Below are 16,086 nucleotides of genomic sequence, written 5' to 3' on the forward strand. Positions count from 1 at the left end.
TGTGCGCGAGGAGTTGTCATGAGCGACCGAAGCAGAGGCCGGTGAACATGGCAGACCGCACACGGCTGCCGCCTGAGCCGGGCCGCCTGCCGCGCCGCTTGCTGGTGGGGCACCTGCTCCGCTCGGCGGGCTCGGCCGCCCTCCTCACGGCGCTGTACTACCTGGCTCCCCTGGACCGCGGGTTCGACGACGTGACCCTCGTACTGCTGGTGGTGGGCCTGGCCCTCTTCGGCAGCCTGGTCGCCTGGGAGATCACCGCCATCAGCCATGCGGAGCATCCGCGGCTGCGCGCCATCGGCGCACTGGCCACCGCCCTGCCGCTGTTCCTGCTGCTGTTCTCCGCGACGTACTTCCTGCTCGCGAAGGAGGTGCCGGACTCGTTCTCGGAGTCTCTGAACCGGACCGACGCGCTGTACTTCACGGTCACGGTGTTCGCGACCGTGGGATTCGGGGACATCGCACCCGTCACGCAGGTCGCCCGTGCGCTGACGACCGCACAAATGATCCTCGATCTGATCCTGGTGGGCGTCATCGCCAAGGTCCTCTTCAGCGCGGTCAGGATCGGGGTGCGCAGGCGTGGGGAGGTCCCGCCGATCCCGGAGGACGAGACGTGACCGGCCCGGCCGACGGACTCTCATCAGCCCCGGAGGGAAGGACCCCATGACGGAGCCGCGTGCTCGATCCGACCCGCCGGTCAGCGGGACGCAGCCGCAGGAGGCGGACGTACTGCGGCACATGCTCCGCAGCCCCGGCTATCTCAAGGCGCTCGCCTTCTGTGCGCTCATCGGCATCCCGGTGTCCCTCGCCGCCTTCTGGCTCCTCGTCCTGCTGCACGAGCTGGAGCACGCGCTGTGGGCGGACCTCCCCCATGCCGTGGGCCTGGACGTCCCGCCCTGGTGGTGGCCGTTCCCGCTGCTGCTCTTCGCCGGAATCGTGGTCGGCCTGGTCGTCATCCACCTGCCCGGCGGGGGCGGCCACCTCGCCGCCTCCGGACTGGACACCGCGGGCCCTTCGTCGGCCGCGCTGCCCGGCGTACTCATCGCGGCCCTGGCCGGCCTGCCGTTCGGCGCCGTCCTGGGACCGGAGGCCCCGCTGATCGCCCTGGGCGGCGGCCTGGCCCTGCTGTTCCGGGATCTCGCGCAGGTGCCGGCGACCCCGCAGAGCGTCGCCCTGCTGGGTGCGGCCGGATCGGCGGCGGCCATCTCCGCGATCTTCGGCAATCCGCTGGTCGCCGCGGTTCTCCTCATCGAGGTCGCGGGGGTGGGCGGGCCGCAGCTGTTCGCGGTCATGCTCCCCGCGCTGCTCTCCAGCGGAGTCGGAGCCCTGGTGTTCACGGGACTCGGCCGCTGGACGGGCCTGGCGACGGGCGACCTCTCCCTCGGGCTGTCCGCCCCGGTCCCCCACCTGGACGTGCCGGACGTGCTCTGGGCGCTGGCCATCGCCGTGGCCCTCGCCGTGGTCCTGCACCCGCTGCCGGCGGTGGCCCGGCGGGTCGCCGCGTACGTCGCGGCGCGGCCGCTCGTACGGACCGTCGTGTGCGCCCTCGGCGCCGCGGCCTGCGCCGCCCTCTACGCGCTGATCACCGGCCGCTCACCCGCGGAGGTGGCCTCCTCCGGTCAGGCCACCCTCGCCGAACTGGCCGCCGACCCCCGGGCGTGGGGTGTCGGCGCGCTGCTCGCCGTCCTGCTGTTGAAGGGCGCCGCCTACGCGCTCTGCCTCGGCAGCCTGCGCGGCGGCCCCGTGTTCCCGGCGCTGTTCCTCGGCGCAGCGGCGGGCGTCCTGCTCTCGCCGCTGCCGGGGCTGGGTGTCGTACCGGCGATGGCGGCGGGCATGGCGGCGGCCTCGGCCACCGCGCTGCGGCTGCCGGTGAGCAGCGTGGTGCTCGTGGTCCTGCTCCTGGGCAGCTCCGCCATGATGCCCATCGTGATCCTGGCCGCCGTGGTCGCCTTCGTCATCACCGAACTACTGCCGCCCGGGCCCGCGCCCGCGGCGCACTAGCGCCACGAGCGCCGCGAGCTCCGGGGGACAGCGGGAGGGGTTGTCAGCACTTGAGGTCGGCGGAGGCGGCCGCCGTGGTCTCTTCCAGCTTCTGGATCTGCGGCTGGAGCGTGGTGCGCGCGTCCTTGCCGGTCGTGTCGCCCGGCAGGTCCTGGTACGCCTTCTTGAGGTCCTCGGCGGCGCCCTGCACGGCTTCCCGCTGCGCGTCCTTCATCTTGCCCCTGTTGCTCTTCACGGAGTCCCAGTCCTTCTGGACCGCTTCGTAGGCGTCCTTGATCTGGTCCTTGGTCGCGGAGGCGGGGTTCAAGGCCTTCAGCTTGGCGTTGTCGGCCTTGAGCTCGGTGAGGCTGGAGCACAGGTCTGCGGCGGCCTCGGTGGCCTCTTCCGAGGCCGAATCGCTGTCGTCGGAGCAGGCGGTGAGGCCGAACGCCATGGTGACGCACAGCATGCCGATGACCGGGAGACGCTTCATGGGGGACCTTCCTCGACGAGACGGAGCGGATGCCCAGGACCGACGGGCATATGTCACAAACTAGACATATCCGGTCACATTCTGCATCCGCGCCCGTTCAGGGGGCGACGGTCACCGGACCCAGGGCCAGGGACTCCAGAGCCGGGCGGATGGCGGCGGCCAGGCGGTCGTGGAGGGCGGTCAGGCAGTCGGCCGGGAGGCGTTCGGCGGCGGCCCGGATGACGGCCTTCACGGTCGAGGCGGCACTTTGGTACGGGAGGGGGGCCACGCCGACCAGGTTGCGTGCGGTGGCGGTCTGCTCCGCGCGGGTGAGGCCTGGACAGCGTCCGCAACGACCCGGCCACCCAGGAGAACGTCGACTGGCTCAGCGAGCGCGGCGGCCAGGTCAGGACCGCCTCCTCGCTCCCGGTCCGCATGATCATCATGGACCGGCGGCTCGCGGTGCTGCCCGTGAACACCGCCGACGCGCATGCGGGCGCCGTCGTCCTGCACGGCACGGGGGCCGTCACCGCACTGTGTGCGCTGTTCGAGTCGACGTGGGCCACCGCCGTCCCGCTGGGGGCCGTTCCGGTACGCGACACCAGCGGTCGTACGCGGCAGGAGAAGGAGGTCGTCCGGTTGCTGGCGGAGGGACTGACCGACGAGTCCATCGCCAAACGACTCGGGGTCTCCCCCAGGACCGCCCGGCGCATCGCCGCCGAGCTGATGGAACGCCTGGACGGCCGCAGCCGCTTCGAGGCCGGGGTCCACGCGGTGCAGGACGGCTGGCTCCCCGCCACCCGCTGAGCCCGCGGGCCGATGGCCCCGGCGGCCCCGGCGCCCCTGCGCCCCGGCGCGTACACGGGCGTCACACGTCGATGGTGCCCCGGTCCGCGGCCGGGTCGAGGGAGTCGACGTCCTCCATGAAGCTCAGCATCCGGGCGTTGACCAGCTCGGGGTGATCGAGCTGCGGGCCGTGGCCGGTCGCGGCGACGATCTCGGCGCGGGCTCCCGGAATCAGCCGCGGTACGCGTTCCAGCTGGCGCTTGGGGTGCACGAGCAGGCTGCGCTTGCCCATGATCAGGTAGAACGGCGTCCGGATGGAACCCAGTTCGGCGTCGGACAGCGGCAGCGGGGCGGGGCGGCGGATCCGGAAGGCGCGGGCGCCCGCCTGGACCCACTTGCGCAGCTCGGGGACGACGATGACGGGCTGCTCCAGCCAGGCGGCCAGGCGCGGGCGCAGCGCCTTGGGGGCGAAGCTCGCGAACAGGCTCACGAAGACCCAGGCGAAGAAGCGCAGGCCCACTTTCTCCAGGCCGCCGGGGTCGAGGGCGGTGACCGAGGCGAGCCGTCCGGGCCTCAGATGGGCCTGGTTGATGACGAGCCAGCCGCCGTAGGAGGAGCCGACGAGGTGGACGCGGTCGAGGCCGAGCGCGTCGAGGGCCTCGTCCATCCACCGGGCCGCGCGCTCGGGCTGCCACATGGGTTCGCGGTGGATGCTGTGGCCGGCGTCGCCGGGGGTGTCGAGCGCGTAGACGGGGCGTCCGGCGCTGAGCGCGGGGGTGTTGGGGTACCACATGGCGGAGCAGTAGCCCGCGCCGTGGATCAGCACCACCGGCGTACGGGACTCGGCAGCCGGATCCGCGGGGCCGTACCGGTAGACGCGCGTGGTGCCGAAGCTCGTCTCGACGTCCGTCTCGGACCGGGCGGGCGCCCCCAGCGCGTAGAGCGCGTCGCAGGCGGCGAAGTACCGGTCGCGCAGGGTGTCGTTGACGTAGCGGCCGATGTCGCGGCGGGCACGGGTCGGGTTCTCGGGCACGGGGCACCTCCGGGAATGTCCAATCTTCGTGATACGACCGTACCATGATGTTGGTACGGCGGTACCATGAAAAAGAGCCGCGGGCTCATCACCGACGGGCGGAGACACCAGAACATGCCGAAACGCGTGGACCACGAGGAACGGCGCACCCAGATCGCCGAGGCACTCGTCCGCGTCGCCGGACGACGCGGACTGCACGCGGTCGGCATGCGCGACGTGGCGGCCGAGGCGGGCGTATCGCTGCGGCTCGTGCAGTACTACTTCCAGACCAAGGAGAAGCTGCTCTTCTACGGGCTCCAGCACCTCACCGACCGCTTCACGGCCCGGGTGGGCGCCCGCCTCGCCGCCGCCGGTCCGGACCCGGGCCCGCGCGCGACGATCGAGGCGCTGCTGCTGGCCTCCCTGCCGGTCGACGAGGAGAGCCGCACCTTCCACCTCCTGTACAGCTCCTACTCGATCCTGTCCGTGACCGACGAGGCGCTCGCGGCCCAGCCCTTCATCGACAACCCCGACGCCGCCGAGAACGCCCTGACCGGCCTGCTCGAACGGGCCCAGGCACAGGGCCTGGCCGATCCCGGCGCCGACGCGCGCACGGAGGCGATCAGCCTGCTCGCCATGGCGGCGACCCTGGGCACCGGCATCCTGGTGGGCCAACGGGACGCGGACTCGGCCGTCGCCGTGCTCCACCACCACCTGGACCGCATCTTCACGACCGCGGGGGACGAGGCCGCCGGTCCGGGCCCTATGGCTTGATGTTCTGGTTCAGGTGGAACAGGTTGTCCGGGTCGTACGTGCGCTTGACCTCGGCCAGGCGGTCGTAGTTGCCCTTGTAGTTGGCGCGGACGCGGCCCTGGTCGTCGTCCGCCATGAAGTTGACGTAGCCGCCCTCCTCCGAGTGCGGGGCGGTCGCCTCGTAGTAGTCGCGGACCCAGGCGGTGTTGGCCTCGTTGTCGGCGGGGTCCGGCCACATGCCCGCGATGACCGTGGCGAAGGAGGCGTCCCGGTAGGCGAAGGCCGTCGACTCCGGAGCGACCCGGTGGCAGGCGCCGTTGATCGGGTAGATGTGGACCGTCGAGTTCACGACGGGCAGACGGGGGCCGTGCACCAGGTGCGCCTCGATCGCGGCGTCGCTCAGCTCGGTCACGAAGTTGGCCTTCCAGTAGTGCTGGAGACCGGGCGGCACGAGCGCGTCGAAGGCGCTGTTGAGCGCGGGATACGGCATCGGACCGACGTGCTCGGCGACCACCGGGGCGAATTCGTGGAAGGGCCGGAGCGCCCGCTCGCCCTCCTCCAGCGGTCCCGCCCAGCACGACACGATCAGGATGAACGCCTCTCCGTGCCGGTCCGGCGGGATGAACGGCAGCGGCGGGGCGATCTGGAAGGCCGGGAACGCGCCGAGTTCCTCCGGCGCGTCGGCGATGAAGTCCCGGAAGGAACGCAGCACGGTGCCGGCGCTGTCCAGCTCGTAGAGGATCGGCCCGCCGTAGACGTCCTTGACGGGGGCGAGCCGGAATTCGAAGGAGGTCACCGCGCCGAAATTGCCGCCGCCGCCGCGCAGCGCCCAGAAGAGGTCCTCGTGCTCCTGCTCGCTCGCCACCACGAGGCGGCCGTCCGCGGTCACCACGTCGGCCGAGACCAGGTTGTCGCAGCTCAGGCCGAGTCCGCGGGCGAGGTACCCGATGCCGCCGCCCAGGGTGAGGCCGCCGACACCGGTGGTGGAGATGATCCCGCCGGTCGTCGCCAGGCCGAAGGGGTAGGTGGCCGCGTTGAAGTCGCCCCAGGTCGCGCCGCCCTCGGCGCGCGCCGTCCGCCCCGCGGGGTCGACGCGGACCCCGCGCATCCCGGACAGGTCGGCGACCACGCCGCCGTCGCAGGTGCCGAAGCCGGGCACGCTGTGCCCGCCGCCCCGCACCGCCAGGTCGAGCCCGTTCTCCCGGGCGAAGTCCACGGCCGCCATGACGTCGCCCGCGTTGGCGCAGCGCACGACGGCTGCCGGCCGTCTGTCGATCATGGCGTTGTAGACCTTGCGGGCCTCGTCGTACGCGGCGTCGCCGTCGTCGGGGGTGACGACCGCACCCCGTACCCGCTCGCGCAACTGGTCGATCGAGAGCTTGCCCATGGCCACCGCTCCTCGCGCCCCCTGCTCCCCGCCCAGGTCCCTTCCCACGCTACGCCGCTGGGGCGAGGCCTCAACTCGGGCCTCGATACCTCCTCCGCGGCGAATCAATATCTGTTCCGGCGGAATAAGAAATCGGCGCGAGGCGCGATGAGGATATCTGGCGCAACGGATCCGGGGGAAATATTCACCCCGCAGGGCCGACCTTGCCGTGCTACTGTCGATATCAGTTGCAGTTGTGGTTCCCAAAACTTCAAGTGCCCCCGCAGGTTCTTCATGCCTGTGGGAGTACTTCTGTATTTCCGGTCTTTTTTCCGGGCGGGGCAATCATCGCGGCGACACGGAGTCCGCACGGTGCGGACTTCGGGCACTGCCCCGAAGGAGATTTGACATGGCATCTGGAACCGTGAAGTGGTTTAACGCTGAAAAGGGCTTCGGCTTCATCGAGCAGGACGGTGGCGGCGCTGACGTGTTCGCCCACTACTCGAACATCGCCGCCCAGGGCTTCCGCGAGCTGCAGGAAGGCCAGAAGGTGAACTTCGACATCGCGCAGGGCCAGAAGGGCCCGACGGCGGAGAACATCGTTCCCGCGTAGTACTCAGTACTCAGAGCTGGGGCCCGCACCTTGGGGTGCGGGCCCCAGCTCTTTGCATGCCAGGGCAGAGACAGCCCACCGGCCCGTTCTTGGAATTCCTTGATACGAGCCGTATCGAGGAAGAGGTTCCGTTCCGTATGAACCGCACACGCACGAACGACCGACGCTACGCCCCCGCCGCCAACCGCGGCCCCAGCCGCGGGTACAGCCGTAGCCCCGGCCGCGGCCACGAGTTCGCGCTGCCCAAGACCATCACCCCCGCGCTGCCCGCCGTCGAGGCCTTCGCCGAGCTCGAGATGCCCGGAGCCCTGACGGTCACGCTGGCCATGGAGGGCGTGACCGTACCGTTCCCCATCCAGGCCGCGACCCTGCCGAACTCCCTCGCGGGCCGCGACGTACTGGGCCGCGGACGCACCGGCTCTGGCAAGACCCTCGCCTTCGGCCTCGCCCTGCTGGCCCGCACCGCCGGTCAGCGCGCCGAGCCGCGCCAGCCCCTGGGCCTGGTCCTGGTCCCCACCCGCGAGCTGGCGCAGCAGGTCACCGCCGCGCTCACCCCGTACGCCCGCTCCGTCGGGCTGCGCCTGGCCACGGTCGTCGGCGGAATGCCGATCGGCAGGCAGGCGAGCACCCTGCGCGGCGGCGCCGAGATCGTCGTCGCGACGCCCGGCCGGCTCAAGGACCTCATCGAGCGCGGCGACTGCCGGCTGAACCAGGTCGCCATCACGGTGCTGGACGAAGCCGACCAGATGGCCGACATGGGCTTCATGCCCCAGGTCACCGCCCTGCTCGACCAGGTACGGCCCGAGGGGCAGCGGATGCTGTTCTCCGCCACCCTGGACCGCAATGTCGACCTGCTGGTCCGCCGCTACCTGACCGACCCGGTCGTGCACTCCGTGGACCCCTCCGCCGGCGCGGTCACCACGATGGAGCACCACGTCCTGCACGTCCACGGCGCCGACAAGCACGCCACCACGACCGAGATCGCGGCCCGCGAAGGCCGGGTGATCATGTTCCTGGACACCAAGCACGCCGTGGACCAGCTGACCGCGCACCTGCTCAACAGCGGCGTACGGGCAGCCGCGCTGCACGGCGGGAAGTCCCAGCCGCAGCGCACCCGGACCCTGGCCCAGTTCAAGACCGGGCACGTGAGCGTGCTGGTCGCGACCAACGTGGCCGCGCGCGGGATCCACGTCGACAACCTCGACCTCGTCGTCAACGTCGACCCGCCCAGCGACCACAAGGACTACCTGCACCGCGGCGGCCGCACCGCCCGGGCCGGCGAGTCCGGCAGCGTCGTCACCCTGGTCACACCCGGGCAGCGCCGCGATATGGTCCGCCTCATGTCGAACGCCGGGATCAGCCCGCAGATCACCCAGGTCCACTCGGGTGCACCCGAGCTGAACCGCATCACCGGAGCCCAGACCCCGTCCGGCATCCCGGTCACCATCACGGCCCCGGTATCCGAGCGGACCGGGCGCGGCCCCACCACCCGCGGCTCGCGCGGCCGGCGTACGGGCGAGGCGGGCCGCCGTACGGCCCGGCGGACGACCTCGTACAACGCGGCGGCCTGAGAGAGCGTCCCCCTCTCCCTCCCGCCCCTCCTTCCCCACCCCTCCGTCTTTCTGTGAGGCCTCATGCGCTGCGTCATCGCACGATTCCCGTTCGACCTGACCAAGAGCGGTGTGCTCGAATCGATGAAGGGCATCAAGCCCGAACCGATCACCGGCGAGTCCGTGGTCATCGGCCGCCGCCAGTACCCCGTCAAGCAGGTGGGCGAGGTCGTCACCCGGCAGGACCGGCGTGACTTCAGCGCCGCCGAGGTCACCCGGGCCATGACCCTCCTCGGCTTCACCTGCCACTCCGTACCCAAGGAGGCGCCGGCGCGGCAGCTCACCCCGCTCCAGCTCGCCTCCGCGATGCTCGGTACGGGCGTCTCCGCCTGACGGCAGCAGACAGCGAAACAGCACCGAGGGCCCGACCGGCACACGCCGGTCGGGCCCTCGTCGCGTGCCCGTGCGCACCGGTGGCAGCGGTCGATGGTGTTGAATTCCCTCGATGCGTTCCCACGAAGAGGTGCAGATGACAGCGGATGACCAGCTCGGCGGCCGACTGGACGACGACGACTACCCCGCCTACACGATGGGCCGTGCGGCAGAGATGCTCGGCACCACCCCCGGTTTCCTCCGTGCCATCGGAGAGGCCCGGCTGATCACCCCGCTGCGCTCGGAGGGCGGCCATCGCCGCTACTCCCGCTACCAGTTGCGGATCGCGGCCAGGGCCCGGGAGCTCGTGGACCAGGGCACCCCGGTCGAGGCCGCCTGCCGCATCGTCATCCTCGAGGACCAGCTGGAGGAGGCACAGCGCATCAACGCCGAATTCCGCCGGGCCGCCGCGACGCGCTCGGCCGAGGACCCGCGCTAGGAGAGCCGGCCGGCCATGCCGAAGAGCGGGTCCCCGCTGCCGCGCGGGGCCGCGATGAAGGCGTGCACCCTCTTCTGGTCGGAGCGGGACGGCAGCCATACGGTCCTGCCGTTGAGCCTGATGGGAGCCGCGAGGTTCTCCCGCTTGATGATGTCCAGGCAGCCGGGGACGAGTGCGCGGCTCGCCTGTTCCATGCCGCGTACGAGCGCGCCCTCCGCCCTGCCGCTGCCCCGCTGGAGGTACAGCTTGCGCAGGATCGTGATCATGACGCGGACCCCCTCGGGCAGGGAACTGCGCAGCACGTCCGCATTGCGGTCCGCGGAGTCGAGGAACTCGCCGAACGCACAGGACGCGAATGCGTTCGCCGGCAGGTCTTCCTCGCCGAATCGGCCGATGATCGTCTCGAAGAAGCAGTCCTGGAACCGCGGCATGAGCGAGCCGTCGATTTCCCCGTCGAGCACGAGCGTTTCGATGCCGCAGCGGGAAAAGGAAATTCCGGAGAGATCGCCGAAATCCTCGTAGAGCTCGAACTGGGGAACGACCACCTCGTCCACATTGAACGAGGAGCCGACGACGGAGATGCCGCGGGCCAGCGCGATGCGCACGACGTCGGCGGACAGCACGTCCAGGTCGTTGCGCTGGGCGAAGGACAGCGCCGTGGAGATCGCGCCCTCGTTCGCCACGGCCGCTTCCCCGCACTGCAGGGCGGCGACCTCCACGCCCGACTGCAGCAGGGAGCCGCTCCAGGACCGGGCCGTGGGCAGGTCCACGGCGAAGGGGTTCATGATGAAGTTCGAGACGTCCTTGGCCTGCGCCGCGCTGGCCAGGTCCACGTCGATGAACTTGCGGGTGCCCTCCTCGAAATCCGGATCGGATCCGAGCCCGGGCAGCCGGTGCAGGATGGTCCGCTGGTCGTCGCTGGGCTCGCGGCCCCGGACGAACCTGAAGCCCTCGGTGATCTCCGAGTAGGTGAGCGGACCGAGACAGCTGGGGCTCTTCCTCGCGACGGACGCGAGCCGCTCGATCGTCAGCCGGATCGTCTGGCCGTCCAGGCCCGTCTCGATCCGCGCCTCCCGCTTGCTGATCTGGTCGAGGAGCCAGTCCCAGCCCTCGGCCGGACCCACCCCCTGCGCGGGTTCGAGCAGACCTCCGAGGAGCTTCCTGGACGCCAGGTATCCGATGAGCAGCGGACGCTTCGGGATCCAGTCGGGCAGCGAGGCCCACCGCTTGTCCTGGAGGTACGTCTCCAGTTGCGCGTCGTTGAATTCCGACAGTTCGAGCAGCGTGCACGGCTCGTCGTTGAAAAGGGCGTTGTTCAGCTCGCTCAGGCCGTCGAAATAGCTCCGCCGGCCCACCACGACGACCGAGGCCCGCTGCGGGGTCTGGTCGTAGAAGTTGCGCACCAACTCCACGGCCTTGCGCCGGGAATGGCGCAGTTCCACGATGTCGCTGCTCCAGCCGGGCGCGGCTATCTCGTCGAAGCCGTCCAGCAGGATGTCGACGTAGCCGGCTCTCCAGGCGGCGATGATCTGGTCCGGCTGCCCGTAGCCCAGGTCCTCGGCGTGCTGGGTCAGAGCCACGCGCGGGCTGCGCTGCCCCCAGAGGTCGCGCAGGTTGAGGTGGACCGGGTGCCGCAGCGTCTTGCCCTCCCGGTGGGCCTGGGAGATCCGCAGGTAGATCTCCCGGAGCGTCATGCTCTTGCCGATGCCGTAGTCGCCGACGATGCAGAACCGGCCGCCCGCCCCGATCCGCTCGATGAGCTCGCTGAACGAGGGCGCCGGGGCGAGATCGGCCCGCTCCCCGATGGGTTCGAACTCCGCCGGGATGTAACGCTCGAGCTTCTCGCCCCTGCCGTCCGGGTGCATGGCACTGCCGAAGGGCATCTGCCCGCGCCGCTGGTTGTACAGGTACGCGTCGAACAGGCGCGCCTTGAACCGCTTGAACGAGATCGCCGTGATGCGCCGGTCGATGGCCTGGAGGACCTTGGTCTGTTCGGGCGACGGCTCTTCCAGGGTCACGAACCAGCCCCGCGCGATCCGGCCGTCGCTGCCCGTCCATCGCTGGACGGCCTTGCTCAGTTTCTTCCCGTCGTGCTCCGCCTTGTCCTTGCGGCGGGAGACGGTCACTTCGACGCAGTGGACCACGTCGTGGGTGAAGTAGACGCCGTCGTGTTCGACGCCGTCGAGATTGACGGTGCCGTCGTCCCGGGCGCTCGCCCACAGGGCGCGCGCGACGGTCCGGACTTCCTCTTCGAAATCAAGGTGGTCCATCACGCAATCAAGCCTAGTGACAATCCAGTTGATCCGTGAAGCGTTTGAGGGCCTTTACCCCCAATGGGTCGGCCAGGGGGTGCAGGGCGCGGTCGATCAGCCGGATGCCGGGGATGCGCAGGGCTCCGAAGAACGCGAAGCGGGTGCCGTCGGCCTCGGGTACGGCGGCCATGCCGCCGAGGACGAAGCGGCTCTGCATCAGGCACCAGCCGGGGCGCAGGACGATGTCGAAGCGCGCCCTCATGCCCAGGGGGCTGCGCGCCCGGGCTTCGAGGCGCTCGCCGTCGGCCGAGGTCACGGTGAAGGCGCTGATGTCGGTGATCAGCCGGGGCAGTTGGTCCTCGAGGTCGGAGGCGAGGGCCCAGACCCGGTCGAAGGGCGCCGCGATCAGGTGTTCCGCGAAGCTCGCGCCCGGGGTCGTACGGGCGATGACGCGCAGCCTGCGGACGGCGTCGAGCTCGGCGACGGGCCAGGAGCCGTTGCTGCCGTCGGGGTCGTTCAACGGTCCCACGCCTTCCGGAAGTTGCGGCGGGCCCGGAAGAGCCGGGTCCGTACGGTGGGTTCGGGTACGCCGAGGAGCGCGCTCACGGAGTGCTCGTCGAGGCCTTCGAGGTCGCGCAGGACCAGGACGGCCCGGTGCGCCGGGGAGAGCCGTTCCAGTACGTCGCGCACGTCGGCGGCGAGCTGCGGGTCGCCCCGCGCCGGGACCTCGGCGAGCGGGTCGGCGACGCTGCGGGCGCCGACGCGGGCGATGCGTACCGCCTCCCGTACGGCGATCACCCGGGCCCAGCCGAACAGTGCGGCGGGCTCGCGCAGTTGGCCGATCGTGCGGAAGATCACGATCAGTGCCTCCTGGGTGGCGTCCGGGCCGTCCTGGAGCGCGATGGGACCGCACAGCCGCCCGATGTACGGGGTGAGCAGGTCCAGCAGCTCCTGTACGGCCATCCGGTCGCCGCGCTGGGCGGAGCGTACGAGTACGGGCAGATCCGGAGCGGCCACTTCCCCACTTTCTGCTGCGACGGCGTCTCGGACAGGAAGAGGGGCCGCACCGGCGGAACATTCCCGTGACCCACGTCACAGGAATGTCCGGCGGGGCCGTCCCCTCCTCCGTGACGACAGCACTTCACCCCATCAGGAGGAGACGGCCGTGAACGAGCGGACGAGACGGCGTGCGGGAATCACGGTGGCGGCGGTCCTCGCCGGGGACGCGCTGGTCCACGTGTACTGGATGACCGGCGCGACCTGGCCGGCGCGGGACCCTGCGGCGCTGTCCCTGGCCGTCCTGAACTTCGAGGTGCCCTTCACCCCGCGCGGGCTCCTGGCGCCCTTCACCCTCCTGGTCACCGGGTCGGCGGTGATGCTGGCGCACGTGGGCGGCCGACTGCCGGGGCGGATCGGGCGGGCGGCGGTGGGGGCGGTGGCCGCCGGGCTGCTGGCACGCGGCAGCGTGGGGGTGGTGTGGGCGCTGGGGATCGGCGCGAGCACCGGCAGCGCCTTCTACCGGCTCAACCTCTGCGCGTACACGCCCGCCTGCTGGGCGCTCTTCGCCGCCGTCGTCATCACATCGGAGCAGCGCGTTCCGGTCCGCTTCCGGCGGGTCGCGAACCGCCGGGGGATGTCGTAGGGCTGGGCGGCGGCTCCGTCGCCGTGAACGGCACCCCACGGCGACCGCGTCGGAGGTCGCCGGCTTCCTCGAGACCGAGCCCACCAAGGACGTCCACGCCCCTCCCCGCCCCCGCCCCGAAGAGATCGGCGGGGGCGGGGAGGGAGGACCCGGCGGCTCAGGTGTCGATCTCGCCGGCCCAGCCGAACTCCAGGAGCTCCTTCGGCAGGTACTCGGACTCGACCTCGATCGGGATGCCGGCGTCGCGGGCCATGCAGGCGATGGCGAGCGGACCCAGCGCGACCAGGCCGTCGATGCTCTCGGCGCGGGCGCCGTCCGCGGTCCAGTAGCTCTTGTGCCCGTTCAGGGCCTGGACCAGGGCCGCGCCGAACTGCTCGTCCTCGCGCCGCAGGTACCGGTGGAAGAGCTCGATCGGCGGGTACATGATGTTCAGCATCAGGTCCGGGTCCGTGAACCGCGCCTGCGCGGGGTCGGTGCCGTTCATCGCGGCGACCAGCTTCTCCCAGACGTCGTCCCGGCCGAGCCAGAAGCCCTGGAGCGTCTCGATCCAGGCGTAGAGGTACTCGTCGAACTCCGCGCCGGACGCCCGCAGGAAGGACACGGGGATCCGCGCGAGCTGGTCCACGCGGTCGTTCTCCCGGCAGATCGCCGCCAGGTAGAAGGCGGTGACCCAGTTGCCGGCGTGCAGAGAGGACTGCGGGCCGGTCGCCGGCAGGTTGCGCACCTCGCCCGCGATCCCGATCCGGCACGGTACGGGGCCTTCGGCCGCCGCGCCCGAGGCAAACAGCGCGGTGCCGACCTGCATGGCGATCACCCACGACTCCCACGTGGTGAACAGGTCCGCCGTCGGGTCGGCCGCGCAGCGTGCCTCGGCCACGGCCAGGGTGGCGCCCAGGGCTCGGGAGCGGGACATTTCCGACTCTTCGAGCCGAGCGATGATCCGCTGCGTGCTCTCGGTGCGGAACTCCAAATCCTCCACGGTCTTCTTCGTCGGGAAGTCGTGGCGGGGAATGCTCGTGGCCACTGGGCTCTCTCCTCTGTCAGATCTTCAAGTGCTCCATCACGGCCCCAGCGTACGAGCCGGTGTTCTCGTTCGCCTTCACCATGACGTACTTCAGCTTTCCATCCTCAAGGGCGTCGAAGAGCTTGTCGGCTATCTCCGCGTCCTTGCCGCCGCGCTTCCACATCTCCGAAAGGATGGTCTCCACGTAGAGCCGCGTGCCCTGCTTGACCCGCAGGCCCTGGGGCCCGGTCACGCGCGGGTCCACGTCGCCCACGCCCTGGCGCCAGTCCAGGTTGGCGTTGGGCGCCTTGGCCTCGACTATCAGGAACTCGTCGTTGGGCAGCTCGTACGCCCCGTCGAACATGTTGGCGCCGTTCCCCGTCTGGGGGAGGTCGATCGGCTTCGCCGTGGGGAACTCGTGCGGGACCACGTGCCGCACGGCGGCCTCCTCGCCGAGCCGCTCTCCGATCTTGCTGTTGTTGGGCACGCCGTCGAGGTGCTTGGTGTAGTCGACCTTCGCCGCGTTCAGGCGGTCCGTGTTCGCGACCGTCGGGTTCTCGTCGAACGCCTTCTGGGCGTTGTTGAGTTCCATGGCGACCGAGCGGTTCTTGGCCGCCTTGTCGAGCTCCGTCAGGTGCACCGGGTCGATGCCCGCCGTACCGAGCGGCGTCCGGCCGAACTTGGTCTCCGAGGGGCCGCTGGGCATGTCGTACTTGGAGATCCAGTTGCCGTTCGCGTCCTTGGCCAGGATGGGCAGCTCGACGCCGTCCACCTTCGCCGACTTGCTCAAACGGTGGCCGTCGCCGGGCCGGTAGTGCTCCTTGAACCACTCCGGGTCGTTGTTGGCCTTCCAGACGTGCTCGTCCTGGAGGCGCTTGCGCTCGGCGGTGGTCAGCTCCCGCTCCCCGGCCGGGGCGCCGTTGTCGCCGTGCTGGCCGGCCGGGGTCGCGTCGTCGCCCGCGTGGGCGGCGTCGTCACCGGCGTGGGCCGCGTCGTCACCGGCGTGGGCCGCGTCGTCGCCCGCGTGGGCCGCGTCGTCGCCCGCGTGGGCCGCGTCGTCGAAGCCGCCGCCGGGGCCCCCGTGGCCGCCGTGGCCGGTGCCGCCGGGGCCGTCACCCTGGTGCGGGACGGCCGGGCCGTCGCCGGCCCCGTGGTGGCCGCCGCCCGTGGTGACGGGCTCGCTCGTGTGCGTACCCGGGGTGTGGGTGTTGCCGCCGCCACCGCCGGGGGTGTGGCTGTTGTGGACGGTGTTGTCGACGGTCCCGCCGATGGGGTGGTTCGCGGTGCCGCCCGGGGTGTGCTGCCCGGGTCCGGTCAGGTCGTCACCGACGTGGAAGGCGTTGTCGCCCACGTGGCCCGCGCCGACCAGGACGGGAACCTTCGCCGGGGCCTCCACCTTGGGAAGTTCCGCGGACGTGGCCGGGTGGCCCGTCGGGGCGTCCTTGGCGTGCGAGGTCACGGCGCCGTCGGCGTCGTAGATGTTGCCCTTGGGGTCCATGAACTGCGGCGGACCGTCGACCGGCAGCCGGACGGTGTTCGGCGGCAGCGCGGTCGTGCCCTCGGGCAGCTTGAAGTTGCCGTCCGGGAGCTTGACCGCTCCCTCGGGCATCTTGGCGCCTTCCGGGAGGTGGAAATTGCCGTCGGGGAGCTTGAAGGAGCCCTCGGGCAGGGCGAGCGCGCCCTCCGGGAACGCGGGCAGGTCGATCTTGCCGATGCCCTTGAAGCCGGCCATGACGTCGCCGATCTTGGAGATGCCGGCGCCGGCGCCCTTGAAGACGTACGTCATCGG

Annotated in this window: 17 protein-coding genes and 1 pseudogene; 9 read left to right on the forward strand and 9 right to left on the reverse strand. The window is 71.1% G+C overall.

Going from position 1 to position 16,086, the window contains the following annotated elements; translation table 11 throughout:
* The first annotated feature begins 47 nt into the window (after positions 1-47).
* Together ACFWB8_RS27575 and ACFWB8_RS27580 are read left to right on the forward strand one after the other, a co-directional pair.
* The gene (locus ACFWB8_RS27575; protein WP_385232641.1) at positions 48-614 is read left to right on the forward strand and encodes a potassium channel family protein; all 567 of its coding nucleotides are present in this window, start codon (positions 48-50) and stop codon (positions 612-614) included.
* A gap of 46 nt (positions 615-660) precedes the next feature.
* Positions 661-1,998 (forward strand): chloride channel protein, encoded by a 1,338-nt coding sequence (locus tag ACFWB8_RS27580; RefSeq protein WP_385232644.1) that lies wholly within the window; start codon positions 661-663, stop codon positions 1,996-1,998.
* A 43-nt stretch (positions 1,999-2,041) separates the two neighbouring features.
* On the opposite strand, the gene ACFWB8_RS27585 is transcribed toward ACFWB8_RS27580, so the two are convergent.
* The gene (locus ACFWB8_RS27585; RefSeq protein WP_385232647.1) at positions 2,042-2,470 is read right to left on the reverse strand and encodes a hypothetical protein; all 429 of its coding nucleotides are present in this window, start codon (positions 2,468-2,470) and stop codon (positions 2,042-2,044) included.
* A 97-nt stretch (positions 2,471-2,567) separates the two neighbouring features.
* On the reverse strand, positions 2,568-2,738 hold the full coding sequence (locus ACFWB8_RS27590) for a hypothetical protein (protein ID WP_385232650.1): 171 nt from the start codon (positions 2,736-2,738) through the stop codon (positions 2,568-2,570).
* A gap of 146 nt (positions 2,739-2,884) precedes the next feature.
* Here ACFWB8_RS27590 and ACFWB8_RS27595 point away from each other — a divergent pair, with 146 nt between their 5' ends.
* Entirely contained in the window at positions 2,885-3,256 is a 372-nt protein-coding gene (locus tag ACFWB8_RS27595; protein ID WP_385232653.1) for a LuxR C-terminal-related transcriptional regulator, read from the forward strand.
* Positions 3,257-3,317: 61 nt separating this feature from the next.
* Here the strand turns inward: ACFWB8_RS27595 and ACFWB8_RS27600 are convergent, their stop codons facing one another.
* Complete coding sequence (locus tag ACFWB8_RS27600) at positions 3,318-4,268, reverse strand: alpha/beta fold hydrolase (protein WP_385232656.1); 951 nt, start codon at positions 4,266-4,268, stop codon at positions 3,318-3,320.
* Positions 4,269-4,382: 114 nt separating this feature from the next.
* Here ACFWB8_RS27600 and ACFWB8_RS27605 point away from each other — a divergent pair, with 114 nt between their 5' ends.
* On the forward strand, positions 4,383-5,021 hold the full coding sequence (locus tag ACFWB8_RS27605; protein WP_385232659.1) for a TetR/AcrR family transcriptional regulator: 639 nt from the start codon (positions 4,383-4,385) through the stop codon (positions 5,019-5,021).
* On the opposite strand, the gene ACFWB8_RS27610 is transcribed toward ACFWB8_RS27605, so the two are convergent.
* Positions 5,011-6,387 (reverse strand): FAD-binding oxidoreductase, encoded by a 1,377-nt coding sequence (locus ACFWB8_RS27610; protein WP_385232662.1) that lies wholly within the window; start codon positions 6,385-6,387, stop codon positions 5,011-5,013. The two genes, ACFWB8_RS27605 and ACFWB8_RS27610, sit on opposite strands and share 11 nt — an antisense overlap.
* A 388-nt stretch (positions 6,388-6,775) precedes the next feature.
* Between ACFWB8_RS27610 and ACFWB8_RS27615 the strand changes: the two genes are divergently transcribed.
* The 4 genes from ACFWB8_RS27615 (at position 6,776) to ACFWB8_RS27630 (ending at position 9,400) form a co-directional block, all read left to right on the forward strand.
* On the forward strand, positions 6,776-6,979 hold the full coding sequence (locus ACFWB8_RS27615; protein WP_014047008.1) for a cold-shock protein: 204 nt from the start codon (positions 6,776-6,778) through the stop codon (positions 6,977-6,979).
* Between the two features lie 137 nt (positions 6,980-7,116).
* Positions 7,117-8,550, forward strand: coding sequence for a DEAD/DEAH box helicase (locus tag ACFWB8_RS27620; protein WP_385232666.1), 1,434 nt, complete (start codon positions 7,117-7,119; stop codon positions 8,548-8,550).
* Positions 8,551-8,613: 63 nt separating this feature from the next.
* A complete protein-coding gene (locus tag ACFWB8_RS27625) occupies positions 8,614-8,922 on the forward strand; it encodes an SCO5918 family protein (RefSeq protein WP_385232669.1) in 309 nt (102 codons plus the stop codon).
* Positions 8,923-9,058: 136 nt separating this feature from the next.
* Positions 9,059-9,400 (forward strand): MerR family transcriptional regulator, encoded by a 342-nt coding sequence (locus tag ACFWB8_RS27630; protein ID WP_385232691.1) that lies wholly within the window; start codon positions 9,059-9,061, stop codon positions 9,398-9,400.
* Here ACFWB8_RS27630 and ACFWB8_RS27635 read toward each other — a convergent pair.
* The 3 genes from ACFWB8_RS27635 to ACFWB8_RS27645 are packed head-to-tail and all read right to left on the reverse strand — an operon-like array spanning position 9,397 to position 12,669.
* Positions 9,397-11,670: an NACHT domain-containing protein gene (locus tag ACFWB8_RS27635; RefSeq protein WP_385232672.1), complete on the reverse strand. Its 2,274-nt coding sequence runs from the start codon at positions 11,668-11,670 to the stop codon at positions 9,397-9,399. The two genes, ACFWB8_RS27630 and ACFWB8_RS27635, sit on opposite strands and share 4 nt — an antisense overlap.
* 13 nt (positions 11,671-11,683) lie before the next feature.
* Positions 11,684-12,172: a hypothetical protein gene (locus ACFWB8_RS27640; RefSeq protein ID WP_385232675.1), complete on the reverse strand. Its 489-nt coding sequence runs from the start codon at positions 12,170-12,172 to the stop codon at positions 11,684-11,686.
* Entirely contained in the window at positions 12,169-12,669 is a 501-nt protein-coding gene (locus ACFWB8_RS27645) for an RNA polymerase sigma factor (RefSeq protein ID WP_385232678.1), read from the reverse strand. Before ACFWB8_RS27645 ends, ACFWB8_RS27640 begins: the two co-directional genes overlap by 4 nt.
* Positions 12,670-12,817: 148 nt before the next feature.
* Between ACFWB8_RS27645 and ACFWB8_RS27650 the strand changes: the two genes are divergently transcribed.
* Positions 12,818-13,294 carry a DUF3995 domain-containing protein gene (locus ACFWB8_RS27650; RefSeq protein ID WP_385232682.1) on the forward strand — a complete coding sequence of 159 codons (477 nt, stop codon included), beginning with the start codon at positions 12,818-12,820 and terminating at the stop codon, positions 13,292-13,294.
* 157 nt (positions 13,295-13,451) lie between these two features.
* Here ACFWB8_RS27650 and ACFWB8_RS27655 read toward each other — a convergent pair whose 3' ends face one another.
* Positions 13,452-14,318, reverse strand: coding sequence for an immunity 49 family protein (locus ACFWB8_RS27655; RefSeq protein ID WP_385232685.1), 867 nt, complete (start codon positions 14,316-14,318; stop codon positions 13,452-13,454).
* 16 nt (positions 14,319-14,334) lie between these two features.
* Positions 14,335-16,086, reverse strand: a pseudogene (locus ACFWB8_RS27660) (hypothetical protein); the annotation flags it as partial.

The sequence above is a fragment of the Streptomyces sp. NPDC060031 genome (assembly GCF_042736805.1).
Lineage (GTDB): Bacteria > Actinomycetota > Actinomycetes > Streptomycetales > Streptomycetaceae > Streptomyces.